This window comes from Chryseobacterium sp. G0201, assembly GCF_003815655.1.
In the GTDB taxonomy this organism is placed as follows: domain Bacteria; phylum Bacteroidota; class Bacteroidia; order Flavobacteriales; family Weeksellaceae; genus Chryseobacterium.
This window is the reverse complement of record NZ_CP033917.1, coordinates 4,204,448-4,231,132: the sequence shown is the minus strand read 5'-3', so window position 1 is coordinate 4,231,132 and position 26,685 is coordinate 4,204,448. Positions and strand designations below refer to the sequence as shown.

At 34.7% G+C, this 26,685-nt stretch carries 21 protein-coding genes; 10 read left to right on the top strand and 11 right to left on the bottom strand.

All coding sequences use genetic code 11. The features are described from left to right. Positions 1–89: 89 nt before the first annotated feature. The 4 genes from bioB to EG348_RS18905 are packed head-to-tail and all read right to left on the bottom strand — an operon-like array spanning position 90 to position 3,436. Entirely contained in the window at positions 90–1,103 is a 1,014-nt protein-coding gene (bioB, locus tag EG348_RS18920) for a biotin synthase BioB (protein WP_123984511.1), read from the bottom strand. Beyond that, positions 1,103–1,714: a dethiobiotin synthase gene (bioD, locus tag EG348_RS18915; protein ID WP_123984510.1), complete on the bottom strand. Its 612-nt coding sequence runs from the start codon at positions 1,712–1,714 to the stop codon at positions 1,103–1,105. Before bioD ends, bioB begins: the two co-directional genes overlap by 1 nt. Further along, the gene (locus EG348_RS18910) at positions 1,711–2,820 is read right to left on the bottom strand and encodes an aminotransferase class I/II-fold pyridoxal phosphate-dependent enzyme (RefSeq protein WP_123984509.1); all 1,110 of its coding nucleotides are present in this window, start codon (positions 2,818–2,820) and stop codon (positions 1,711–1,713) included. The genes bioD and EG348_RS18910 overlap by 4 nt, the downstream gene beginning before the upstream one ends. Next, entirely contained in the window at positions 2,813–3,436 is a 624-nt protein-coding gene (locus tag EG348_RS18905; RefSeq protein WP_123984508.1) for a hypothetical protein, read from the bottom strand. Before EG348_RS18905 ends, EG348_RS18910 begins: the two co-directional genes overlap by 8 nt. Before the next feature lie 67 nt (positions 3,437–3,503). Between EG348_RS18905 and EG348_RS18900 the strand changes: the two genes are divergently transcribed. The 10 genes from EG348_RS18900 (at position 3,504) to pdeM (ending at position 20,558) form a co-directional block, all read left to right on the top strand. Continuing rightward, positions 3,504–4,991 (top strand): PLP-dependent aminotransferase family protein, encoded by a 1,488-nt coding sequence (locus tag EG348_RS18900; protein ID WP_123984507.1) that lies wholly within the window; start codon positions 3,504–3,506, stop codon positions 4,989–4,991. A 291-nt stretch (positions 4,992–5,282) separates the two neighbouring features. Beyond that, positions 5,283–7,514, top strand: a complete 2,232-nt coding sequence (locus tag EG348_RS18895) for a TonB-dependent receptor (protein WP_123984506.1) — start codon at positions 5,283–5,285, stop codon at positions 7,512–7,514. A gap of 238 nt (positions 7,515–7,752) precedes the next feature. Further along, positions 7,753–9,270, top strand: coding sequence for a pyridoxal phosphate-dependent decarboxylase family protein (locus EG348_RS18890; protein WP_123984505.1), 1,518 nt, complete (start codon positions 7,753–7,755; stop codon positions 9,268–9,270). After that, positions 9,248–11,668 (top strand): GNAT family N-acetyltransferase, encoded by a 2,421-nt coding sequence (locus EG348_RS18885; RefSeq protein ID WP_123984504.1) that lies wholly within the window; start codon positions 9,248–9,250, stop codon positions 11,666–11,668. The genes EG348_RS18890 and EG348_RS18885 overlap by 23 nt, the downstream gene beginning before the upstream one ends. A 129-nt stretch (positions 11,669–11,797) precedes the next feature. Further along, positions 11,798–13,111: a lysine N(6)-hydroxylase/L-ornithine N(5)-oxygenase family protein gene (locus EG348_RS18880; protein ID WP_123984503.1), complete on the top strand. Its 1,314-nt coding sequence runs from the start codon at positions 11,798–11,800 to the stop codon at positions 13,109–13,111. Continuing rightward, positions 13,087–14,424 (top strand): MATE family efflux transporter, encoded by a 1,338-nt coding sequence (locus tag EG348_RS18875; RefSeq protein WP_123984502.1) that lies wholly within the window; start codon positions 13,087–13,089, stop codon positions 14,422–14,424. The genes EG348_RS18880 and EG348_RS18875 overlap by 25 nt, the downstream gene beginning before the upstream one ends. A 74-nt stretch (positions 14,425–14,498) precedes the next feature. Further along, entirely contained in the window at positions 14,499–15,521 is a 1,023-nt protein-coding gene (locus EG348_RS18870; protein ID WP_123984501.1) for a ligase-associated DNA damage response exonuclease, read from the top strand. Next, positions 15,518–17,098 carry an ATP-dependent DNA ligase gene (locus EG348_RS18865; protein ID WP_123984500.1) on the top strand — a complete coding sequence of 527 codons (1,581 nt, stop codon included), beginning with the start codon at positions 15,518–15,520 and terminating at the stop codon, positions 17,096–17,098. Before EG348_RS18870 ends, EG348_RS18865 begins: the two co-directional genes overlap by 4 nt. Before the next feature lie 244 nt (positions 17,099–17,342). Continuing rightward, the gene (locus tag EG348_RS18860; RefSeq protein WP_164463344.1) at positions 17,343–19,739 is read left to right on the top strand and encodes a ligase-associated DNA damage response DEXH box helicase; all 2,397 of its coding nucleotides are present in this window, start codon (positions 17,343–17,345) and stop codon (positions 19,737–19,739) included. Positions 19,740–19,913: 174 nt separating this feature from the next. Beyond that, entirely contained in the window at positions 19,914–20,558 is a 645-nt protein-coding gene (gene pdeM, locus EG348_RS18855; RefSeq protein ID WP_228414783.1) for a ligase-associated DNA damage response endonuclease PdeM, read from the top strand. Position 20,559: 1 nt separating this feature from the next. Here pdeM and EG348_RS18850 read toward each other — a convergent pair whose 3' ends face one another. The 7 genes from EG348_RS18850 to EG348_RS18820 form a co-directional block, all read right to left on the bottom strand. Then, positions 20,560–21,081 carry a GNAT family N-acetyltransferase gene (locus EG348_RS18850; protein ID WP_123984497.1) on the bottom strand — a complete coding sequence of 174 codons (522 nt, stop codon included), beginning with the start codon at positions 21,079–21,081 and terminating at the stop codon, positions 20,560–20,562. 9 nt (positions 21,082–21,090) lie between these two features. Beyond that, a complete protein-coding gene (locus EG348_RS18845; RefSeq protein WP_123984496.1) occupies positions 21,091–22,101 on the bottom strand; it encodes a S41 family peptidase in 1,011 nt (336 codons plus the stop codon). Positions 22,102–22,167: 66 nt separating this feature from the next. Continuing rightward, positions 22,168–22,962 carry a helix-turn-helix domain-containing protein gene (locus EG348_RS18840; RefSeq protein WP_123984495.1) on the bottom strand — a complete coding sequence of 265 codons (795 nt, stop codon included), beginning with the start codon at positions 22,960–22,962 and terminating at the stop codon, positions 22,168–22,170. 76 nt (positions 22,963–23,038) lie between these two features. After that, the gene (locus EG348_RS18835; RefSeq protein WP_123984494.1) at positions 23,039–23,620 is read right to left on the bottom strand and encodes a nucleosidase; all 582 of its coding nucleotides are present in this window, start codon (positions 23,618–23,620) and stop codon (positions 23,039–23,041) included. Positions 23,621–23,632: 12 nt separating this feature from the next. Then, positions 23,633–24,331 carry a DsbA family oxidoreductase gene (locus tag EG348_RS18830; protein ID WP_123984493.1) on the bottom strand — a complete coding sequence of 233 codons (699 nt, stop codon included), beginning with the start codon at positions 24,329–24,331 and terminating at the stop codon, positions 23,633–23,635. 109 nt (positions 24,332–24,440) lie between these two features. Further along, entirely contained in the window at positions 24,441–25,607 is a 1,167-nt protein-coding gene (locus EG348_RS18825; protein WP_123984492.1) for an MFS transporter, read from the bottom strand. Positions 25,608–25,620: 13 nt separating this feature from the next. Beyond that, positions 25,621–26,625, bottom strand: a complete 1,005-nt coding sequence (locus tag EG348_RS18820) for an alpha/beta hydrolase (RefSeq protein ID WP_228414782.1) — start codon at positions 26,623–26,625, stop codon at positions 25,621–25,623. Positions 26,626–26,685: the final 60 nt, after the last annotated feature.

Genomic DNA, 26,685 nt, shown 5'->3' with positions numbered 1-26,685 from the left:
TAATTTGGTGAATGGTAAATAATGAATTGTGAATTTTCCAGCTTTATATTAACAATTAAGTATTCACAATTCATTATTTTAGATTTAGACTAAGCGTTAGTTTTCCAAGTTTCAAACTGATCCATAACTTTTTCTGTTTCTCTCTTCATCGGCTTTAAACCTAACGTATTCAGCATTTGCATATCTTCCGAAACCCCAGGATTTGGCGTTACCAATAAGGTTTCTCTTTCTCCTGTGAAGATTGAATTTGCACCTGCCATGAAGCACCAGCCTTGTTCGAATTCTGTCATTTCAATTCTTCCTGCACTCAAACGAACCATTGAAGAAGGCATTACAATTCTTGTAGTGGCGATCATTCTTACCATTTCCCAAGTGTCTATTTTCTCATTGTTTTCAAGTGGTGTTCCTGCAACTCTTGCCAATGCATTGATGGGAACAGATTCCGGATGTTTTGGCATTGTTGCTAAGGTCAACAACATTGAAATTCTGTCTCTGTGTGTTTCTCCAAGACCGATAATACCTCCCGAACAAACTGTAATTCCTGCTTTTCTGACATTATTGATGGTGTTGATTCTATTGTCAAAAGTTCTGGTAGAAATAATCTCTTCATAATATTGTTCTGAAGTATCCAGATTATGATTATAAGCGTACAAACCAGCTTCCTGTAAACGAATGGCCTGATCTTCCGTCAACATTCCGAGCGTACAGCAAACTTCCATTCCAAGTTCATTTACTCCTTTCACCATGTCAATTACTCTGTCAAAATCACGGTTATTTCTTACTTCTCTCCACGCCGCAGCCATGCAGAAGCGGGAAGAACCATTATCTTTTGCTTTTTGGGCATGTTCAATAACTTTTTCTGTTGGAAGTAAAGCCTGAACTTTAATATTCGTGTGATAACGTGCAGCTTGTCCGCAATATGAGCAATCTTCAGTACAACCACCTGTTTTTATAGATAATAATGTTGACATCTGTACTTCTTCCGGATTGTGCCACTCGCGATGAACGGTTGCTGCTTTATAAATTAATTCAAGTAAAGGCTGATGATAAATTTCTTCAATTTCTTCTTTGGTCCAGTTATTCCTTAATTTTGTTTTATCCATTATCCTATTTTTATTAATTGTTTTGTAATACTTTCTATATTTTCTTTTGTTATATTTTCGATGTCAGAAATTCTGATGATTTCGGTTTTCGGTTGAATATTTTTGCAAATGACTCTTTCTGTATCTGGTGGAAAATTTCCGTTAAGAATCAAATATTTTAGATTAATTTTTTTTTGGTTTAAAGCCTTGATCGATAATAAACTGTGATTGATACAGCCTAGATAATTTCTCACAACAAGCGCAACCGGAATATTTAATTTTTCAATTAAATCAATCATAAATTCACTGTCAGACAAAGGAACCATCAATCCACCAGCTCCTTCTACGATTAGATTATTTTGAGTTTCAGGAAGATTGAAATCATTGATATTAATTGAAATTCCCTCTTGCGCGGCCGACTGATGCGGTGATGCTGCTAATTGTAATTGATATGTTTCAGGATGAATGACAACATTTTCACCAACCCAATCTTGAATTTTCATGCTATCTGAAAAATCCAAATCTCCAGACTGAATTGGTTTCCAATAATCTGCATTAAAATATTTAGTTAAAATTGCCGAACAAACGGTTTTTCCTATTTCTGTTCCGATTCCGGTTACAAATAATTTCATGTAAATTCTTTAATAATTCTCGTTAGCTGTATAATTTCTTTTTCTGTGTTAAAGCTGTGCAAGCAAATTCTCAATCTTTCGGTTCCTTCTTTTACAGTCGGACTAAAAACCGCATAGGTTAAAAATCCTTCATTCAATAAAGTTTCCTTTAAAATTTTCAAACGATTATTATCTGGTATTAAAATCGCCTGAATCGGGCTGTTTTCAGAAGAAGGAGTTTTCAAATTTTGTTGACGAAAAATTTTAATATTCTCTTGAAGTTTTAGTGATAATTTTTCATTCTCTTTTAAAAATTCATAACTTGTTTTTATACTCATCCACTGAATGTCCTGAGCTGAGGTTGTGTAGATGAAAGGTGATGCTAAATTGATAAGGTAAGATTTGATTGTATCGTTACTCAAAATGACTGCTCCATGCGCTCCTAAAGCTTTTCCATAGGTTATAACTGTAGCTATAACTTTATCTTGTAATTGATATTTTTCAACCAAACCATATTCAAAAACTCCAAAAGCATGAGCTTCATCAACAATTAAATGAGCATTGTGTTTTTCAGCGATTTCAGCAATCTCCTGAATCGGTGCAAAGTCCCCATCCATAGAGTAAAGGCTCTCGATTGCGATGTAGCAATTTCCGTTTTGTCTTTTTAAAACTTGTTCTAAATCTTCAGGACTATTATGTTTAAATTTCAACTTTTTTGCATGCGACATTTTACAGGCATCATGCACAGAACGATGAATTTTTTCGTCAACGATAATCGTATCATGACGAGTTGGAAGTGTTGAAAATAAAGCCAAATTGGCATTGTAACCTGACGAAAAAAGCAAAGAAGATGGATATTGATGCTCTTTTGCAATATGATTTTCGGTTTCAATAACGGTTGAACTATTTCCACTAATGAGCCTTGATCCGGTACTTCCTGATAATAATTGGGGATTTGTTATAATATTTTCTAACAATAAATTTTGTAGTTCATTATTTCTCGCCAATCCCAAATAGTCATTAGAATAAAAATCTATTCCTTCTGCTTTTGGCTGTAAAATCCTCAAGGTTCCTTCTTCCCTTCTTTTTTCTAAAGCTTCCTGAAAATGGTGAAAATTTTTAAGCATAATTAAACTTTGCAACTTCCTCAATAATCGCATTGATCCATTGATCATGAAGTTCATGTTCGATTTTTAAAATATTTTCAGCGTGAGGTTTCCAATTTTCAGAAAATTCATCCAATTGATTAATCATTTCCTCCAAATGTCCTTCTTCTTCCAGAATTATTGATTTAACCATGATTTTTGACGAAGTTTTTGTCAAAATATCCTGATAAACGGGATATAATTCATCTGCGCGAACTTCAATAGCGTACGTCACAAAAAGATATGCTGCATATTTCAATTCTTCCTTTGTTAAAGTGAAGTTATTTTGAAGATATTTACAGGCTTTAACATCCAAAGAATGAAGATATTGTCTTGTTGCAATTGATGCCAAAAGTTCTTTTCCATCATAGGTTTTACAAAATTCAGGATCTAATTTTCCTATTTGTTTTTTTAGATAATAAGAATGGCGATGCTCTTCTGCAGCATGTTTTAACTGAATTAAACTTACTTTCGTCGGATGTTCACAAGCAGAAATTTTTCGTGCTCCGGCATTTTCCATGAAAGAAAGCGTGTTGAGCCATTTGGCGTGCATTTCGTTATCCTGCACAATTTTTTCAAGCAGATTGTAAAATTCCATATGTTTTTATTTTATGAACCAAATGTAGTATATTGCCGGATGGTTGAATGGTGCCAGTTTTGATATTATGGATAGTCCGGTTGAGATTCCTTATAAAAGTTTTGTAAAAATTGATAGAAAGTCTGAAACTTCTATCTATATGCAAATTGCGAATCAATTGATCAATGCAATACAGAGAGGTTATATTCCTTTTGGTACAAAACTCCCTGGAACAAGAGCTTTAAGTCAGATTTTGGAAGTACATCGAAATACAATTGTTGCGGTTTACGATGAATTATTTGCTCAAGGATGGGTTGAAAGTCTGCCAAATAAAGGAACATTTGTCATCGGGAAAAATCAGGATAAACCATTAGAGATTAAAACTTTTGAGGAAAATCATCTTGAAAACTATCCAAAATCGACAGGTTTTTCATTTAAAACGTCAAATATTCTGGATAATCCTTTTGAACATTCTACGTGTGAATTTGTTTTCAATGATGGAGTTCCGGATATCCGATTAACCCAAATTGATCAGCATTCTAAATTTTACAGTTCGATTTTGAAGCGAAAGTCACAGCAGAAAATGCTCGGACATTACAATCATGATGGAAGTGAGTTTTTTAAGAAAAATCTTTCTCATTATCTCAATTTATCACGAGGATTACCTATTTCAAAGAATAATCTTCTCATCACCCGAAGTACGGAAATGAGTATTTATATTGTTTCTGAAATATTGTTGGCGCAAGGCGATACCGTTTTGGTGGGAGCTTTAAGTTACTTTTCTGTGAATATGATCTTTCAAAAAGTTGGAGTTAATATTATTTCAATTCCTATTGATGAAGAAGGAATTATCGTAGAAAGTGTTAGAGAAACTTGTCAAAAGCAAAAAATCAGAATGCTGTATCTGACGCCGCATCACCACTATCCTACCACAGTCACCCTGAGCGCAAAACGGAGATTAGAACTTCTTAATTTAGCCAACGAATATGGTTTTATCATTCTTGAAGATGATTACGATTACGAATTCCATTATGATAAAAGTCCGATTCTTCCTTTGTCCAGTGCAGATACGAACGGAATGGTTATTTACATCGGCTCGTTTGGAAAATCTCTTGCTCCAGGCTTTCGTACAGGCTTTATTGTGGCTCCCGAAAATTTAATGATCGAAATGCGGAAATATCTCGGAATTATAGACCGACAGGGCGATGTTTTGATGGAACGAGTCCTTGGAGAAATGATTGCTGAAGGTGAAATTAATCGTTATTTAAAGAAATCATTAAAAGTATATCAGGAAAGACGGGATCATTTTTCTGATTTGTTGAATGAACACTTAGGAGATTCTATCAATTTTCAAAAACCATCTGGAGGCCTCGCTATTTGGGCAGAATGGAATATTCCGATCAACCTGATGCAACTTAGCCGTCATTGTGCTCAAAACAATCTCTTCATTCCTAAAACCTCACTTTACCAGAATAAAAACATTACTGCCATGAGATTGGGTTTTGGAAATTTAAATTTTGATGAAATGGAAAGAAGCATCGAAATCTTATCTGAAAGTGTAAAATTACTGACATAAGTATCAATTTCGGGGATTTCAATTTGTCAAATATTGAGCATTTTTATGCTGTAATTAATTCTACAATATTACATTTTTGTTAATTTAAATAATTAATTTCTAAAATATTTTCTCATTTTGGGACTGCAGATTTTGCTTCTATAAAGATGGTTAATCGTTTGCATTGACCATTAATTCAAGCTTAAGTTGACATTGGTTCACTGCATTTTGAATTATATGACAAATATCAGTTTGATTTTTATTGAAAGATTCATTTATATTTACCTCGTTATTTTTAATTATTCTAAATAAATGAAAAAGCAATACGCGCTTTCTATATTCTTGCTGGCAACAATAGCCGCAAATACTTCTGCTCAGAGTAAGCAGGACAGTTTAAACACCACAGACATCAACGAAATTATCCTAGTGTCTTCACGTTCGCCAAAGCAAATTAGTGATATTCCGGGAACGGTTTGGGTGATTAGTGATAAAGAGCTTCAAACTCAGATCAGAGGCGGTGCCGGGTTGAAAGAAGTGTTGGGAAATATGATTCCTGGATTTGATTTTGGAAATCAGGGAAGAACAAATTATGCCCAAAACATGCGTGGCAGAAATGTTCTTGTTTTGTTGAATGGTGTTTCTTTGAACAGCACGAGAGCGACAAGCCGACAATTTGATGCCATCGATCCTTTTAACATCGAAAGAATTGAAGTGCTTTCCGGAGCTTCTGCAATCTACGGAGGTGATTCTACAGGAGGAATTATTAATATCATTACCAAGAAACCAAAGTCCAATCAACTGGCTTTCGAAACTTCAGTTGGTTTGAAATCAGGCTTTCACAAAGATGATCTCGATAAAAGGATTGCACAGTCAGTTTCAGGCGGAAATGATAAAATTCAATTCAGATTGGGAGCCGCTTTTACCCAAAATGAAGGCGCTTTTGATGCGAGCGGAAATCAAATTATAACGGATGTTAAGCAAGCAGATTTTCAATACAACAGATCGATTGACATTTTAGGAGGAATAAGTGCTAAATTAAGTCCGGATCAGGATTTGAGTTTGGATTTACAATATTATAATTCTAAGGTTAGAAATAAAAAATGGCTGTCTTTCGGGCAGAATTTTGTTGGATTTACTACTAAAAATCCAGATTTAATCAATGTTTTAGATGGGGCAGATTCTGATATTGTCCCAAGAACAGAGCGTTTTATGGTCAATTTACAGTATAATCACCGAAATATTTTAGGCGGTCAAAATTTAATTCTACAGGTTTACGCAAGACGAGAAGAAGTCGATTTTGGGGCATCTTTTGCGGAAGTTCCAAAACCGCCTGCGGGAGTTACGCTTCCTGTATTTCTTTCTTCGGCAAGAGGAAATACTGATGTTTACGGTGCAAAAGTGGTTTTGTCTAAAAAATGGGATTCCTTCAATTTCACTTACGGAGTCGATACCGATTTTGAAAACTTCACAGGAGATCAGGCAATATTTAATCCTCAAAAAAGCAGTGAATCAGGAGGTTTGATCAACAGAACCGATGCTTTTGTAGGAAGATATCCGGATACAAAAATATTTACATTGGCAGGTTTCATTCAGGCAGATTGGAATATTAGTAAAAAACTAACCTTTTCCGGAGGAGTAAGACAACAATTCATTAATGTGAAGTTGGATGATTTTATTGGATTTAAAGAACAGGTTTACATGCATTTCGGATACGGAAATTCTGCAGATGTTGTAAAAGGTGGTAAAAATAACTACGATGTGACGTTGTTAAATGCTAGTTTATTATACAAATTTACTCCCGCTTGGCAGACTTGGTTGAGCTTTTCTCAGGGATTTGCCGTTCCAGATGCCGCAAAATCTTACGGTTTTGGAAAATATCAGTTAGACAATAACCGTTGGAACTTATTGAACAGCATCAACATCGCAGAACAGCCATTAAGCGGAATAAAAACCGATCAAATGGAATTTGGTTTCAGACATAACAGAACTTCGGAAGCCGGATTTTACGGACAGGGATCATTTTTTTATGCCCTTTCCAACAAAACGTTGAAAATAGACAATGCCGCTTTTACGATTTCTTTACTTGACCAAAAATTAAGAAATTACGGTTTTGAAGGAGCTTTAGGATATCGTTTTGCAGAAGGTTTGGAATTAGGAGGAAACATTTTATTGATGCAATCTGAAACGGAAACCGTTGATAAAGGCTGGCAAAATCAATCTGTTTACACAACAAATCCATCAAAATTCATGGCTTTTACAGGCTGGAACGCTAAGAGATTTTCTGTAAGACTACAAATGCAGAATTCTATGAACTATACCGATTTAGCAGACATGAAAATCACAGGTTATACCCTATTCGACTTCATCGGAGATGTAAAATTGAACAAAGGAACGATCAACTTTGGCGTTCAGAATATTTTCAATAAACAATACACAACAATTTGGGGGCAGCGTTCTGTATTTTTCTACGGAGCACCTCAAAAGGCCTTTGCTTATCAAGGGCGCGGAACTACATTTTCTGTAGGGTACACGATAAATTATTAATGATTTAATTCAAATTTAGATGAATATTTTAAACTATTAAGATTTAATTTTTGATCGTTAAGTAGATTTCTTTATAGTCAAAAGGACAAACACGGTTTTATGCTGAATGAAACAAAATGTAATAAAAAATCTGCTTAACATTTTTAAAGTTTTACATAAAATCTTAATGGCTTAAAATTAAAAAATTCAATAAAAATTCTAATTAAAAAGTAAAAAGAAACAACCAATCCAGAATTTTATGAACACAGTTATTACCGAAAAATTGGTTTCGGAAAAGGAAAGTCTTTTCCCAAATCTGGAAAATTTATTTTGTGATCTCAACATTCACGAATATCAAAATGCAGTCAGCAAAGCGCAGGAAAGTGTCATTTCATTTTTGGAAGACACCCACAAGCCTTTCAGCGGAATTTCTCCACGAGAACTGAGAAAACAGTTTGAAAATATCAACCTTAACGATCCTTCACAGACCTATGAAGAGGTTTTTGAGGAAGTTAAAGAATTATATACACAACATGCGATTGCCTTTCATCATCCTAAATATGTTGCTCACCTTAATTGTCCGGTGGTCATTCCGGCGATTGCAGCAGAAATGTTGATCAGTTCTATCAATTCTTCCCTTGATACCTGGGATCAAAGTGCTGGCGGAACATTGATAGAGCAAAAATTGATCGAATGGACTTGTAAAGAAATAGGTTTTGATCATCTGTCAGACGGAATTTTCACCAGCGGTGGTTCTCAAAGCAATCTGATGGGAATGTTGTTGGCGAGAGATCATTACTCTCTGAAATATTTAAATCACAACATTAAAAAAGACGGATTATCAAAAGATGCCCATCGTTTCAGGATTTTCGTTTCTGATGCAGCACATTTCAGCATTCAGAAAAGTGCTTCTATTTTAGGACTTGGCGAGCAGGCTATTGTTAAAATTAAAACCGACCGTTCTTTCAGAATGAACAGCGTGTTGCTGGAAGATGCAGTTAGAAAAGAAATTGAAAACGGAAATATCCCGATCGCAGTTGTTGCAACAGCGGGAACAACAGATTTTGGAAACGTTGACCCGATGATCAATATTTCAGGAATTGCAAAAAAATATAATCTTTGGTTTCATGTAGATGCGGCTTACGGATGTGCTTTACTTCTGACTGAAAAATATCGTCATTTAATTCAAGGAATTGAAGATGCCGATTCTGTAACGGTAGATTATCACAAATCGTTCTTCCAGCCTGTAAGCAGCAGTGGATTTATCGTCAGAGATAAAAAATATTTCGGACTGATCACTCATTACGCAGATTATTTAAATCCAAAAGATCATGATGAAAATGAAATACCCAATCAGGTTAATAAATCGATACAGACAACAAGACGTTTTGATGCCTTAAAACTTTGGTTTACCCTTAGAATTATCGGCAAAAAAGGCTTGGGAGGTTATATTGACAGGATTATACATACTGCCAAAGAAGCCGCCAATCTTTTGGAAAACGACCCGAATTTTGAATTGTTAAACCGCTCGGATTTATCAGCTTTGGTCTTCCGTTATTCTGCAAACCCGTTCAAAACTTTTGATCTGAACAGGATTAATACATACATTAAATCACAACTCTATAAAAACGGAAACGCCCTTGTAGCAGGAACTAAAGTCAACGGACAATTCTATTTAAAATTTACCATTCTTAATCCTTTAACGACAGTTGAAGACATCAAATCAATATTAGACACCATAAAAAAGCACGGAAATGAATACATTGAAGTTAACTAATCAGGAATACGCAGAACAGATCAACTATACCGCTCTGATCAACTGTTACATGAGAGAATTTACAAATTGGAGCCGTTATTTGGGAATTCCAAAGTATGATGAAGTAATTGCCAAACACTTGAAAAAAACACCAACTGATTTACATATCAGAATTGATTTTTCTTCGATCGGTTGTGATGTGTATGTTCCGGTAAATTATTTTTCAGAAACCGGAAGACATCTTTTTGACTTTCCCGTATTGAGAAGGGTTCTCGACACAGATGAAGTTTCAGAAGTTGATATTTACGGTTTTATGACGCTGACGGCAGAATATTCAAAAGGAATTCATCCAAACATTGATGCTTCAACAGTCTTAAAAAGATTAAACAACAGCATTGAAAATCTTTCTACTTATTTAGATCATTTGGTTGAAAATAAAAAGTCGGTCAATGATCTGGAAATGTCTTTCATTGAGGCTGAACAATCACTTGTTTTAGGACATATTTTACATCCGGTTCCAAAATCAAAGCAAGGCTTTAATCAGGAAGATTTATTAAAATATTCTCCGGAAACTTCTGGGCAATTTCAATTGTTTTATTTCCTAATTAATCCTGAAAATATCATTGAGAAAAATGCAGATGGAACGCCTATTACCAAAGAATTAGGTGAAAATATCTATCCTCTTTTAGATACAGAACATAAAAAATTATGGGATGAATTTCCGGATTATCAAATTGTTCCGATGCATCCTTGGGAAGCTGAATATTTATTGGTTCAGGAAGATGTTCAGATCATGCATGAGCAGGGAATTTTGTTTGCTTTGGGACATTACGGAGAATACTTCACTCCTACTTCATCTGTAAGAACAGTTTACAGCGAAAATAGCAAATGGATGTATAAATTTTCTCTTCATGTCAAAATTACGAACTCAGAGAGAATTAATTTATATCCGGAACTTCACCGTGGTCACGACATCAGTCAGTTATTAAAAACCGATTGGGGAAAAAATTTACAGAAAGATTATCCTGAGATTGATTTTATGGTCGATCCTGCCTTTATCGCTGTAAAATTTAATGGTAGAGTGATTAATGGATTCAATATCAGTATCAGAAGAAATCCTTTCCAAGGTGAAAATAAGACTAAAAATGTAACACTTTTAGCTGCTCTTTGTCAGGACGGAATTTTTGGACAACCTTCGAGACTTCAGAATATCATCATCAACACAGCCAGAAATCTTGATTTATCTGTAGAACAGGTCGCTTTGGATTGGTTTAAACAATATCTTCATATTTGCGTAAGACCAATTGTCGGAATTTTGAATACCTACGGATTAGCTTGTGAATTCCACCAGCAAAACGTAATGATAGAGCTTGATAAGAAAGGTTTTCCTGCGAAGATTTACTTCAGAGATAATCAGGGATTTTTCTTCAGAGAAGGCAGAAAAGAATTGGTTTCCAATGCACTTCCTGGAATTGCAGACGAAAGCCAGTCGATTATTGATGAAGAATCATTGGCTCCAAAATATACCTATTATTTGGTGACGAATAATATTTTAGGCGTTGTGAATGCTTTGGGATGCAGCGGATTAGCCAACGAAAGGAAACTCATTAATTTAGTTTACAAAGCATTCAAAGAGCTTGAAAATGAGGACGAAACAGGATTGGTAAGCTACATCATCAATAAAAGAAATTGGTATACGAAAGGAAATTTAATCACAAGTCTTCAAAATATCAATGAAGCAGACGAAAATCTGGAATATCCTGCCGTTTTTCTGGATACACCAAATCCTTTAAGTAAATACTTCTTTTCAAATAAATTAATCAAGCCTGACTCTACAGAAATTGTTTATTCAAGATACTTTGAGGAAGAAAATGTAAACATCAGCATCCGTCCTTTCGACATTGAAAAAGATTTTGAAATGATCCACGAATGGTTCAATATGGAACACGCTAAACCTTACTGGAAAATGGATGGTCCGAAAAGAGATCTTGAACTTTGGTTCAGAACGATTCTTCCGAGTGATGAACAGCACAGTTTTATCGGTTATGTAAATGATATTCCGCAGTTTAGCTTTGAGCCTTACTGGCCGATGAGAGATGTTGTGGGAGCTTATTATGATGCACTTCCGACCGATTATGGAACGCACTTTTTCGTTGCAGAAACTCAGAAAGATAAGAAGCTTTCGTTTCAATCATTTCAGGTTGCTTTGGATTATATTTTCATGCTTCCTGAAGTTGGAAAATGTATCGGTGAAGCGTCTGTTGATGCAGTTCCGACCGATAGAATCATTACAAAATTGGGCTACACTCGAGAAGGTGTAATCAAAATGCCTCACAAAACGGCATATTTAACTTTCTGTACCCGTGAAGGATATTGGGGAAAATGCCCAGAAAGCAGATTAGAAGCGAAAAGTTCTTAACTAATTAATAAGAGACTTCGACAACGCTCAGCCTGACACAGCAAATAAGCAGTTAGTATTAGCGATTTCATCCTGAGCGAAGTCGAAGGATCTTCACAAATTTTAGATTAATTTCAAAAAACAAAAACATTGGAAAATAACAAAATATACGATATCATCGGGATCGGAATCGGTCCTTTCAACCTTGGATTAGCAGCGCTTTTGGAGCCTGTAGAATCTATTAATTCACTTTTTTTAGATCAGGCGGATGGCTTCGATTGGCATCCGGGTTTAATGCTTGATAATGCGACTTTGCAGGTGCCTTTCATGGCAGATTTGGTGACAATGGCAGATCCTAAAAGCAAATACAGCTTCCTGAATTTTTTAAAGGAAACTGACCGTTTATATAAATTTTTTATTAGAGAAGATTTCTTTATTTTAAGAAAAGAATACAATCTTTATTGTCGGTGGGCAGCTAATCAATTACCAAATTGTCTTTTCGGAAAAAAGGTTGAAAATATTATTTTTAATGAATCAGAAAAGCTTTACATCATTGAAGTGTTAGATTTAAAAAATAATGATGTTACAAAATATTATAGTAAAAAATTAGCTTTAGGAACAGGAACTCAGCCTAGATTGCCTGAATTCATGGAGGATAAAGACTATCCAAATGTCATTCATACTTCAGAATATTTAAATCACAAAGAAAATATTCTGAATGCAAAATCTGTTTCTATTATTGGTTCTGGGCAGAGTGCAGCTGAAATTTTTCAGGATCTTCTTCCGGAAACAGAGGAGGATTTATTTATGAGTTGGTTTACCCGCCCGGATCGCTTTTTTCCGATGGAATATTCAAAATTGACACTAGAATTAACCTCTCCTGAATATGTTGATCATTTTTATCAAATGTCACCCAATCAACGAAAAAATTTATTGGCAAAACAACCACCTCTTTATAAAGGAATTAACTTTGAATTAATCAACGATATTTTCGACACCATGTACGAAATGAGCGTTGGAAATGTTCCTTTAAATGTAGAATTAAAGCCTAGTTGTCAGTTAGATAGCATTTATCCTGAAGGAAATTCTTATGTACTGAATTTCACTCATGTACAGGATGAAGTTACGTTTACACATGACTCAGATTATGTGATTTTGGCGACAGGTTATAAATACAAAGAACCCAAATTTTTAAAAGGAATTGAAAATCAGATTCAAAGAAATGAAGATGGTTTATTTGATGTAAGTCGTTATTATACAATTGATAATGAAGAAAATATATTTGTTCAGAATGCCGAACTTCATACGCACGGTTTTGTAACGCCGGATTTGGGAATGGGTGCGTATCGAAATGCAATTATCATTAATTCTATCGCCGAAAAAGAAATTTATAAAGTGGAAAAGCGAATTGCCTTTCAACAATTCAACACAACAAAAGCATGGACCGCAAAACATTCATCTTAAACGGTGATCTCAAAAAGGTCATGTGGGAAACTTCATGGCCTGCCGTTGTGGCGATTGTTCTTTACGGAATTAATAATTTTCTGGATGCTATTTTTGTTGGCTATTTAATTAATACAAAAGCGCTTGCAGCAGTCGGAATGGCCTACCCATTATCTCAAATTGTTTTGGGATTCGGAAGATTGGTCGGAACCGGAGCGGGTGCAGCAGTAAGTATGTGGATTGGAGAAAACAAGCAAGACAAACTGTATAATTTATTTGGAAGTTTTAACTTTCTATGTATTTTTTTCTCTGCGCTTTGTACTGTTCCTGCCTATATTTTTGCTCATGAATTAATGGCAATGATGGGCGCAAAAGGAGAATTACAAACCATTGCAGTTGAATATTTTAGAGTTACATTAATCGGAACTATTTTCTGGATTTATGGTTTAGCATTAAATATGTTAATCCGTGCAGAAGGAAAAATGAAAACCGCAGCCATGATGATTGCAATCGGACTTGTCATTGATATTGTCTTAAAACCAATCTTTATTTCAACCTTTGGAATGGGCGTTTCCGGTGCGGCTTGGGCGACAAATTGTGGAATGATTATCTATTCTTTACTCGGAATTTTCTATTATGCAAAAGGAAAAAGTTTTTTTAAAACCAATTGGAAATCAGTTTCTTTCAATCCTGAAATTGGAAAAAAAATTCTAAAATTAGGACTTCCCGAAATGATTTTATCCGTAATGGGAGTTATTCAAAGTATCATTATTTTTAATGCGATTGCAAGATATGGAACTGAAAGTGACATTTCATTTTTCACCGTTTTAAATAGATTTTTCTTGTTTTTATTAACCCCTTTATTTGGTTTAATGCGTGGTTTACAACCTGTTGTGGGAATCAATTTTGGTGCAGGAAACTATCTAAGAGCAAGAAAATTTTTGAAAACTTACATTTGGGCTGGAGTTGCTATTTTATTTCCTTTTTTCTTTATTGCTTTATTTTTTCCGGCGCAATTAATTGCCTTAATGCTTCCGGGGTATATTGTAAATAATCATCAGATTTTGGATTTTAGATTATTTTTTTCCGTTTTACCTTTACTGCCGATTACGGTTTTGGCACTCTCCTATTATCCGGCTGTAAATGATAGTAAGAAAGCCAGTTTCTTAGTTTTTCTAAGACAAATTATTCTTTATATTCCATTAATGTTGGTTTTGCCTTATTATTTCGGAATTAAAAGTATTTATTGGGGAAGTGCTTTGATCGAATTAATTGTAGGAATCGTCACTTTTTTCTTGTTAAATAATTATAAGCTCAAACTGAAAAAAGCTTAAAATATTTAATTCTCATCAATTTATCATGTGATTGGTTAGATTTTTGAATGATAAAATTCAAACCAATCACACCCTTGAAACTAATCACATTCACAAATAAAGGAATCTACTGTCCGCAGGGAAAATTTTACATTGATCCTTGGCGACCTGTTGATTTGGCGGTCATTACGCATGGTCACGCCGATCACGCTCGTTGGGGAATGAAAAAATATCTTTGTCATAACTTCACAAAACCGATTTTACATCAGAGAATCTCTCCCGATATCGAATGTCAAAGTATTGAATATGGAGAAGTTATCGATATGAATGGAGTTAAACTTTCACTTCATCCCGCAGGCCATATTATTGGTTCTGCGCAAATCCGTTTGGAATATAAAGGATATGTGAGTGTTATTTCCGGTGATTATAAAGTTCAGGATGATGGTTTAAGTACACCTTTTGAATTGGTTAAATGCAATGAATTCGTAACAGAAAGTACTTTCGGGCTTCCCATTTACAATTGGCTGGAAGTTCCTGATCTTAATAAAAGACTTCAAAACTGGGTCTTACGAAATCAGGAAAATCAAAAAACATCAGTTTTTATCGGTTATTCTTTGGGAAAAGCTCAAAGGATTATGAAAGCGGTTGAGGGAATGGGAAAAATCCATGTTCACTACTCTATTGGTAAACTCAACAAAGCGTTTGAAGAAGTAGGAATTGTACTTCCTGATTATGAAATTCCCGATTTTAGAGAAAGTGTAAAACAGGTTCAGGGTGAAATTGTGATTGTTCCGCCTGCTCTGTTAGACAGTAACGTAATTAAAAAAATACCGGACGCTGCAACAGCGATATGTTCAGGCTGGATGCAGGTTCGCGGTGCCCGAAGATGGCGAAGTGCCGATGCAGGATTTCCAATGAGTGATCATGCTGATTGGAAAGGTTTATTACAAGCTATAAAAGCCACAGAAGCGGAAATTATTCACGTAACGCACGGACAAACCGAAGTTTTTTCTAAATATTTAAATGAAATCGGGATAAAATCCGATGTCGTGGAAACTTTATATGGAGATGATGAAGAGGAAACTGAAAAAGAAACCATCGAAAATATTGAACCATGAAACATTTTGCAGATTTAATTAACGCTTTGGAAAGCACCAATAAAACCAATGCCAAAATTGATGCGATCATCGATTATCTGGAACGTGCTCCGGATGAGGATAAAGTATGGTTTATTGCTTTGTTTACGGGCAAAAGACCAAAGCGTAATGTCAATACAAACTACATGAAAGAATGGGCTTTGGAAATTACAAAATTACCGTTTTGGCTGTTTCAGGAAAGCTATTCTTCGGTTGGAGATCTGGGTGAAACACTTTCGCTGATTCTGCCTCCTCCGACGGAAAAAATTGACCGTACACTTTCTCAATGGATGAATGATATTATTGGTTTAAAAACTCAATCGGATACTGAAAAAAAAGAATTTGTTTTAAACTCCTGGAATGGTTTAGATTATACGGAACGATTGATTTTCAATAAATTATTAGGCGGAAGTTTCCGAATTGGAGTTTCTGATAAAACTTTAATAAATGCTTTAACAAAATTCTCAGACCAGGAATCAAGTACGTTGACACATAGTTTAATGGGAAAATGGCTGCCTGATGAAATTTCATTTAAAGAGCTGATTTCGGCGGAAAAAATTAACCCTGATAATTCCAAACCTTATCCTTTCTGTTTAGCTTATCCATTGGAAAAAGAACTGCAAGAATTGGGCACTCCTGATGAATGGCAAATTGAATATAAATGGGATGGAATTCGTGGACAAATTATTAAAAGAAATGACGAAGTTTTCATCTGGTCAAGAGGTGAAGAATTGATTACAGAGCAATTTCCTGAAATTACAGAGGTTGTAAAAACGATGAAAGGAAACTTTGTTTTAGATGGAGAAATACTTGCGGTAAAGGAAGGTAAAGTTTTAAATTTTAATGAATTACAAAAAAGATTAAACAGGAAAACGTTAACTAAAAAAATGCTCTCCGAAATTCCGATTGAAGTTTTCACTTATGACTTATTGGAATTGGAAGGAACTGATTTACGAGAAAAACCAATCTCTGCAAGAAGAGCTATGTTGGAAGAATTATTATTAAACGAAAAACCTGAAAACATAAAAATTTCTCAAGTTATTGACTTTGAAAAATGGGAAAATTTAAACCAAATCAGAGAAAATTCCAGAGAAATAAACAGCGAAGGTTTAATGCTGAAACAAAAGAATTCGCCCTACCATTCCGGGCGGAAAAAAGGCGATTGGTGGAAATGGAAAATCAATCCGTTGACGATCGATGCGGTTCTCATTTATGCTCAAAAAGGTAGTGGTAGACGAAGTGCTTACTATACAGACTATACTTTTGCTGTGAAAAATGAAGATAAATTAGTTACGATAGCAAAAGCGTATTCTGGATTGACCGATAAAGAAATTATGGAAGTCAGCAAATTCGTCAATAAAAATGCGATAGAAAAATTTGGACCTGTGAGAACTGTAAAAGCGGAACTTGTTTTTGAAATTGCTTTTGAAGGAATAGGATTCAGCAATCGTCATAAAAGCGGTGTAGCTCTACGTTTTCCGAGAATCGTAAGATGGCGGAAAGATAAAACTGTCGATGAAATTGATGATTTGGAAGAGATTAAAAAATTGATACAATAATAGAATTAATCGCAAGGATATACAAAGATTCTTCTATTTGGAATTAATAATAAGTTAAAGCAAGCCGCTTCGCTTATCAACTTAATACAATTGTATTTCTTTGATAAATGAAATGCTTTTGTTTATCTTTTAAAATTTTGATTTTTTTAATTCTTTGTATGACTTTGCGATAAAATATTCAATAAAATAAAATAGTTTGTCAACATTTGAAAATACCAACGGGTTCAACGTCATTCAGCAATGGATGGCGGATAAAGGTATTTCCCCTTTTAAATTCCAGATCGATACTTGGAAAAAATTCGGTAACGGTTACAGCGGTATGGTTGTTGCTCCGACGGGTTTTGGGAAGACGTATTCCGTTTTTTTAGCATTAATTTCAGACTTTTTAAATCATCCCGAAAAATATGGGAAAAGATTAAAAATGGTATGGATAACTCCTCTTCGGTCGCTATCAAAAGATATCGCAAAAGCAATGCAGGAGGCGATTGACGAGATTGGTTTGGATTGGGCAGTAGGTATAAGAAACGGTGATACAGATCCGAAAGTCAGACAGCAGCAGGTGAAAAATATGCCCGAAATTCTGGTGGCAACACCCGAAAGTTTACACTTGCTTCTTGGACAAAAAAATCATCCAAGATTCTTTCAAAATCTGCAAAGTATTGTCATTGATGAATGGCATGAATTGTTGGGTTCAAAACGTGGAGTTATTGTTGAATTGGGCGTTTCTCAACTCAGAAAATATGTTCCGAAACTGAAGGTTTGGGGAATAACGGCTACGATTGGAAATCTTGATGAAGCGATGGAAGCTTTAATTCCCTATGACATTAAAAAAACAAAAATTACTGCCAAAGAACATAAAAAGATTGATATTATTCCTGTTTTTCCGGATGAAGTAGAAATTTTGCCGTGGGCAGGACATCTTGGGCATAAATTAGCTGATAAAGTAGTTCCTATTATTTTAAACTCAAAGTCAACGATCGTTTTTACGAATACAAGAAGTCAAAGTGAAATGTGGTATCAATTGTTGCTCGAAGCGTATCCTGATTTTGCCGGACAAATTGCTATTCATCACAGTTCGATTGACGCCCATTTAAGAATTTGGATTGAAGAAAATTTGAGTAATGGAAAATTAAAAGCTGTTGTTTCTACTTCATCTTTAGATTTAGGTATTGACTTTAAACCTGTTGATACTGTGATACAAATAGGTTCTGCAAAAGGTGTTGCGAGATTCCTACAACGTGCCGGACGAAGCGGTCACTCCCCTTTCGAAACCTCAAAAATCTACTGTGTTCCTACCCATTCTTTGGAGTTGATTGAAGTTGCTGCTTTGAAAGAAGCCGTCAAACAAAATGTTATTGAGCCTCGCGAGCCTCAGGTTTTGTGCTTTGATGTTTTGGTTCAATTTTTAATGACTTTGGCAATCGGCGACGGATTTTATCCTGACGAAACGTATGAAAGGATTAAACAAATTTATACTTTCCAAGAGATCACCGATGATGAATGGAAAAGTATTCTAGATTTTCTCACAATTGGCGGAAGTGCTTTAAAAAGTTATGAAGAATACCACAAAGTTGTCGTGATGGAAGATGGTTTGTTTAAAGTAACTTCAAGAAGAATCGCGATGCTTCATCGTATGAATATGGGCGCAATTGTAAGCGATGCAATGTTGAAAGTGAAATTTATTTCTGGCGGATATATCGGAATGGTTGAGGAATATTTTATCTCAAAATTAAAAAAAGAAGAAAAATTTATATTGGCTGGTCGTGTTTTGGAAGTAGCAATGGTAAAAGACATGACCGTTTACGTTCGTTTATCAAAAGGAAAAGCGTTGGCACCAAGTTATTTGGGCGGAAGGTTGCCTTTAAGTTCAAATTTAGGACGATTTTTAAGGGAAAAATTATCCGGAGCATTGAATCCGAAAGCTTCCGAGAAAGAACTGAAATTTTTACATCCTTTATTGGCAAAACAGGAAGAACGTTCACATATTCCAAAAGAGGATGAATTTTTGGTTGAATTAATCAAAAATCGGGAAGGTTATCATTTATTTATGTATCCTTTTGAAGGTCGTTTGGTGCATGAAGTGATGGCTGCATTGATTGCCTACCGGATTTCAAAACTGGCTCCGATTTCCTTTTCAATGGCAATGAATGATTACGGTTTTGAATTGTTCAGTGATAAACAAATTCCGTTAAATGAAGAAAATTTACAAAAAATATTAACCCGAGAAAATTTGATGGTTGATGTGATTTCAAGTATTAATTCTGCTGAAATGGCGCGGCGAAAATTTAGGGATATCGCCGTAATTTCAGGTATGGTGATTCAAAATTTTCCGGGACAACAACGTTCAAATAAAGCTTTGCAAAGTTCTGCAGGTCTTATCTTTAAAGTATTGGAAGATTACGATCCCAATCATTTTTTGGTAAGACAGGCTTATACCGAAGTTTTTAATATGCAGTTGCAGGAACAAAGGCTCGTTGAAGCTTTTAAAAGAATTGAGAAATCAAAAATTATTTTGAAATTTTCCAATACTTTTACACCTTTGAGTTTTCCGATTAAGGTTGATAGTTTGCGACAAACTCTGTCAAGTGAAGGCTTAGATTCAAGGATTAAAAAACTAATTGAACAGGCGAAGAAAAAGTGAAGGAATTGTGAATTATCAATACGTCAATAGTGAATTTGTGGTAGGTAAATGATAAATTATGCATCAAGCTTGTCATTATGAACAAAATGAAATGGAGTGAAGAATCTATAAACACACAGGAGATTCTTCCTTCGTCAGAATGATAAAACTATCGTCGAAATTATAGGAATTAAAATGAATTTAGCAACAAAAAATACAACTATTCAAAACGAAATTTTCACTTTAACCAATCAGCGTGCGTTGTTTTGGAAAAAGGAAAAAGCATTGATTTTATCTGATTTGCATATCGGAAAAACAGCTCATTTTCGGAAAAACGGAATTGCTTTGGCGAATCATATTATGAAAAATGATTTGGAGCGATTATCGATTTTAATAGAATATTTTAAACCTGAGAAATTCATTGTAGTCGGTGATCTTCTTCACGCTGGAGATAATTCTGATGTTGATGAATTTTGTACATGGAAAAATCAATATTCAAATATAAAATTCTATCTAGTTGAAGGAAATCATGATCGTATTTCAAAAACTTTAGTTCAAAAATTATGTCTTGATTTTAGAGCTAATCAATTAAAAATTAATGATTTTGTGTTTGTTCATGACTTTGATAAATCAATCGAAGGTTTTCAGATTACGGGTCATATTCATCCCGGAATTGTACTTAATTCTGCAGTGAAAAGGATAAGACTTCCTTGTTTTGTGCAGACAGAAAATCAGTTATTGCTTCCTGCTTTCAGCGAATTTACAGGGTTAGATACAAAAAATCTTCCAAAAGGTGGAAGATTCTATGTTTTTACGGATTCTGAAATTCATGAAATTTAAATTATTCCAGCATTTTTTTCATCATAAGATCGGTTTGTTCATCATCTCCTAATCTGAAAATATGTTTGTCGAATTCAAAGAAGCCATTTTTCTTGTAGAAACTTACAGCTCTCAGGTTTTCTTCCCAAACACCTAACCACAGATATGATTTTTGCTGTTGTTGGGCAGTTTCCAGGGCTTTGTCGTACAATAATTGTCCAACTTTTTTGCCGTGATGACTTTTCTTAACGTAGATACGCTCGATTTCAAGCGAAGTTTCATCCTGTAATTCAGTTTGAGCCTTGCCGGAATTCAGTTTTAAATATCCTACAGCATCATCTTCTTCCCAAGCGATAAAGAAAAATGAATCAGGATTATTAAGTTCTGCTTTAATTTTTTCTGTATTAAAACTTTCTTCAAGATATTTTTTCATTGCTTCTTCCGAATTGCTTTCTGCAAAAGTTTCAGAAAATGTTTGTATTCCAAGATTTTGTAGTGTTTCAAAATCTTCAAGAGAAGCTTTATTAATGATAATTGATGCCATTCTATTCATTTATTCCTCTAATTTATTAATAAGATTTTTTATTTCGGGTATACTTAATTCTGTTTTTGTGTCTGTTTTTAAAATATATTGCAATGCTTTTACATGAGCGACTTTTAAAGCATCTTCAACTTTTGTTTCCTGATCAGGGGTTACGCCAATATGTTCCCAGTTGGTATGACTTACTGATGATGTAACTTTGCCTGCAGGAACAAGCAGTAAATATTGATTCTGAATGATAAAATCTTTTACAGGATTGGCTGCACCACCTGTTTTTTCACCAATAATTTCAGCCAATTTGTATTCTTGTAAAAAATAAGCAAGAGCTTCCCCCGCAGAAAATGTTTTGTTACTGGTTAAAATATATACCTTTTTATTCAGATATTTATCTCCGGAAACCTTTGATTGTGTGCTGTTCAGGTCTGTTTTATTGTTATATCTGGAATAGGTTGTATACAAGTCTGTTTTATTATTGAAAAAATAACTGCAGAATAACAGAAGCATACCATTATCCCCGCCTCCATTTTCCCTGAGATCAATGATTAGAGAATTGGTATTGGTCACAAAATTCATGGCAGATTCTAAAGCTTTTGCACTTACTTTCGGGTCTGCAAAGCCTTTAAAATTGATATATCCAATATTTCCTTCCAGTCTTTGAACATTTTCAAATCCGAAATTTTCGAGACTGTTATGAAAGTTATTTAATTTCTCCATTTCCTTTTCATTTCCTTGTATTTCGGGAGTGTAATTTTCGATGTATTTCACAAAAAAATGTTTGTCTTTAATAACGGTTCTCAATCTTTCAGTAAGTAATGCTCCGAACTCTTTTTTGCTTAGATTATTAAAATAGCCTTTTTGAGATTCACTTTTAAATAAAGAATCTACTTTTTTATAGGTGTCTTTATCAATGTAATATTGCTTCACTTTTTCTGTAATATCAGAAAGTACGGCTGTATTATTCTCTTTCTGCGCGTAAGAGATCAAAGAATGGAAAAGGCAAATTCCTACGAGTAGTTTTTTCATTGTTTGAACTTAATATTTCAACAAAAGTATTTCAATGATCATCACAGAAATTGTAAAAATGGAAACTTAAATAAACAGCCAGATATTATTCTGATGCGTATCTACATTTTCAAAAAACTTTTTTGGACTTATTTTGGTGAGTTCCTTGAAATCTTTGATAAAATGCGATTGGTCATAAAAAAGATTTTCATAAGAAAGTTCTGTAAGATTTTTCACTTTTCTATTGGTTATTAATGCTTTTCGGAACCTCTGGATTTTTCGGTACTCAGAAGCGGGTTTACCCAAATATTTTTTAGATATTTTATTTACATACTGTCTTGTGATGCCATTTTTTGTGGCAATTTCTTCGATACTGAGTTCAGAATCAAAATCATAAGCTAACGTATAAGCCAGCGCCAAATCTTTCAGGTTGAATTTTAAAAGCCAATACTCTTCAAGCAATTGTATTTGTATTTTTCTGTCGTGTTCATTTAAGATTTGATCCATTATTTCTTTAAAATCTGAATCTTGAATTTTGTCCTTTAAATTTATACTCTGATTTGCATCAAAAAAATGATACATTCCTAAAGGTTTAAAATAAACTGTGGCTTCATTAATAGATTGCTGATAAAAAATTTCCGTTGGAACAGAACATTGCGAAACAAAATCAATGATTAGATTTTCTGTTGAAGATTCATGAATTTCCAACCACCCTTTTTCCTGAATGATAGTTGCATTCTGGCAGGCAGACAAAATAAAATAGTTGTCCGGAAAGGTAAGATATTTAATAGGCTGATGAAATTCATCTTTTGACATGAAATAGTATCCTTCAATATATTTTTTGAGAATAGGATGAATGGGTTGATAGAAGTTTACTTTCATATAATGGAGCAGAAAAGTAAAAATACAAATAGAAAATAAAATCCTAAAGAAAAAACTTCAGGATTTGTATATCATTTTAGGAGAATAATATTTTCTTAAAAGCCTCAGAAGCCAAATGCACCTGCACCGCCCAATCTTCGGCTGCATCACTTCCGGCATCGTCTGAAATGTATTTTAAACACAGAAACGGTATTTTTTCCTTCATCGCGATCAATGCTAGCGGATAAGCTTCCATGTCTACAATATTATAATCGGTTTCAGAGTGATTCATTTCAAAATTGTCGCCGCTTCCACAGATGCCTTCTTTCAGCTCCTGCTTTTTTAAACCATATTCCAAAACAGGTGGAATTCCGGACAAAGGCGTTTCATATAAACTGAATCCAAGACCTCGTACATCCATATCCCGTTGGATAAATTTTGTACAGCAGATCACTTCACCTTTATTAAAACTTTTACTTCCTGCAGAACCTAGATTGACAATTAATTTAGGTTTTCTGAGATGAATTTCTTTGGTTAATTCCATCGCAGCATTGACCTTGCCGATTCCTGTAACCAATTTATTTTTATCATTAAAATCTTTCCCCGCTTCCGAATCTAAAGCAAAAACAAAAAGCGTATCGGAAACAGGATAATGAAGTTCGTCGTTAATTTTTATCATGAAATCTGAATATTAAATGCTGCAACCATCGGCATCACATGAAGAGCCACCTTTAGAAATATCCTTGAACGGACTTACCGTCTCTTTATACGTTTGTTGAAGTGCTTCTTCAAATGCTTGCACAGGCTGTGCCCCTGAAACTGCATATTTGCCATTCAGTACAAAGAATGGAACACCGCTGATACCGTTATTTTTGGCCTCAGAAATATCATGATTTACTTCATTATCAAACTGATCAGAACTTAAAACCTGTCTTGTTTCTTCCTGATCAATTCCTAATTTTTCAGCTATTGAAACCAAAATATTGATATCTCCAACATTTTCACCCTCAAGGAAATGAGATTCAAATAATGCTTCTTCTGCTTCAGAAGCTTTGTTGTATTTTTTTGCTAAATGAATAAGTTTATGTGCTGAAAATGTATTGGTAATTAAGGCTTTTTTAAAATCAAAATCAATCCCAGCCATAGCACCCATTTGCGCCACCTGCCCCATCATCTGCTGAGCTTGGTTTTCAGCAACTCCTTTCTTTTCTTTAAAATATTCAATCGTAGTTTTTGTTTCTTTTGGATCTAAAGTTGGATCCAGCTGAAAGCTCTTCCATTCTACTTCTACTTCATCTTTGAATGGCAGCTTTTCAAGCGCCTGTTCAAAATTATGCTTCCCGATATAGCAAAACGGACACATCACATCCGACCAGATTTCTACTTTCATTTTTTCTTATTTTAATACTTTAAATGAATCTTTTGTCAAAGATTTCTTCAACTATTTTAAGTCAATCAAAGTTAATATATCTGATTATTGTAACCAAATTTATTACAGTTTATTCCCCGCATAGTACAACCATTTTTTCTTTACGCTCGAGCATACTTCTGATTCCCATCATGATAAAGGCTAAAATTCCGAAACCTAGACCAATCCACGGATTAAATTCAACTCCTTTTGTAATGATCATCCATCCTCCAACCGTTGTTCCAAGCGTTACGCCTAAATTTCCAAATGAGGTTGCCAAACTGTTGGCAAATTCCAATGACTGTGGGACTGATGAGATCATATAAGTGGAAGCATTAAGGAAACTCGGTGAATACAAAAAGCCCCAGATCCCAATGACAATAATGGTTGCCAGTAAATTTCCGTTTGAAAAGTACAATAAAACAGGCACTAAAATAGTTCCGGAAAGGAAAAAAGCGGTCGTTCCGGCGATGTTTTTATTCAACATTTTTCCTGAGATCCAATTGGCAAAAACGCCTATGATCCCGAATAGAAAAAGCATATAGCTGATCATTGTACCGTCCATTCCTTTCGCTTTATTCAGATAATCGGCAAAATAACTGTACGTTGAAAACCAGGCGGTGATCATGAAAAAGTTAATTAAAGTACTGATGATAAACGTGGGTTGCGTTAATATTTTCAATTGACTTCCATAGGATTTTTTCTCTTTTACAGGCATCGATGGCAGTAAAAAATAAATTCCCGCTAAAGCGATAACGCTCACGACAGACTGAACGATAAAAGAAGACTCCCAAGACGAGATACTGGAAATCCATGTTGCAAAAGGAACAGTAGTTACCATTGCCAAAGCAACACCGCTGAATACAATTCCCATCAACTCGTTACTGTGCTTTTTATCGGCGTTAGAGACTGCAACAGATAAGGCACTTGCAATATAAACAGGCTGTAAAAAGGCAGGAAGTATTCTCACCAACATCAGCAGCCAGAAAGGCGGTGAAAATGAGGAAACAACTCCTGTAATCAGAAACATAAATATAGCAGCAAACATCACTTTTTTACGGTCAAATCCTGACATCAACAGCGTCATAAAAGGTCCCGTAAGCGCGATGATCAATGCAAAAGCACTTAATAAATATCCAGCTTTATCGATACTTATTTGATAATGTTCAGCGATTTGTGGTAAAATACCGATAACTCCGAATTCGGTTGTGATAACGGCAAGAAACCCTAAACATCCTATATATGCGAATTTTTTCATTTTTCTAAGTCTATTATTTTTCTAAATTTTCACTTGTGAATGCTGCGATTTCTTCAATGGCAGCTTGTGTTTCATCCAGAATACCTCCCATATGCATAAATCCATGAACCATGTCTTTATAAAGACTTGTTTTCACAGAAATCCCTGAATTTTTCATATGTTGTGCTAATTGTTCACCCTCATCTCTCAAAGGATCATGTTCTGCTAATAGAACTAATGTGGGAGGAGTTTCTTTAAAATCTTTTATTAAAATAGGAACGGCGAACGGGTTGTTTTTATCTTCTTCAGATGCTAAATACCACTTCCATGCTTGCACTCCCCATTCTTTGTTTAGGACAGGACCATCTTTATAAGTTTCCCAAGATTGTGTAGCTAATGTATTATCTGAAGCTGGATAAATTAAAACCTGAAATTTTAATTGATTTCCCAATTGAGTCGTTAAAGCCGTGGCTAATGTTCCGCCTGCGCTATCACCAATGATGCCGATCTTTTGAGGATCAACTCCTAGTTTTTCGGCATTATGAATAAGCCATTTTGTTGCGTCTTTACAATCATTTAGCCCAGCAGGAAAAGGATGTTCGGGCGCTAGACGGTAATCTACAAATAGAATTACAGCACCTGTTGCATTCGCTAATTTTCTGGCTATTGCATCATGAGTTTCATAACCACCTGAAATAAACCAGCCGCCATGAATATAAATGATTGCCGGTGATTTTGTGGTCGTTCCTTTGGGTCTGTATATTCTAACGGGTATTTCATAACTTTCTGTGGGAATACTTAATTCCTCTATTATGGAAACTGGTTCTTTTGTACCACTCAGTTGCTGAGCCATAATTTCATAATGTTTTCGACTGATGTCTAAAGAATTCTGACCTTCAAATACTTCTATTTTTTGTAAATGGTCCAGAACTTTAGTTATTTTTGGAGTTAATTGCATCTTTGTTTCTCTTTTTGTATTGCTTATATTTTTACAGGAAATCATTCCCAGAATTAGGAGTGTTCCTATTATTTTTTGCATGTTTCTCTATTTTGAGAGCACAAAATTAATTGACAAACCCTAAATTTGCACTGTACACAG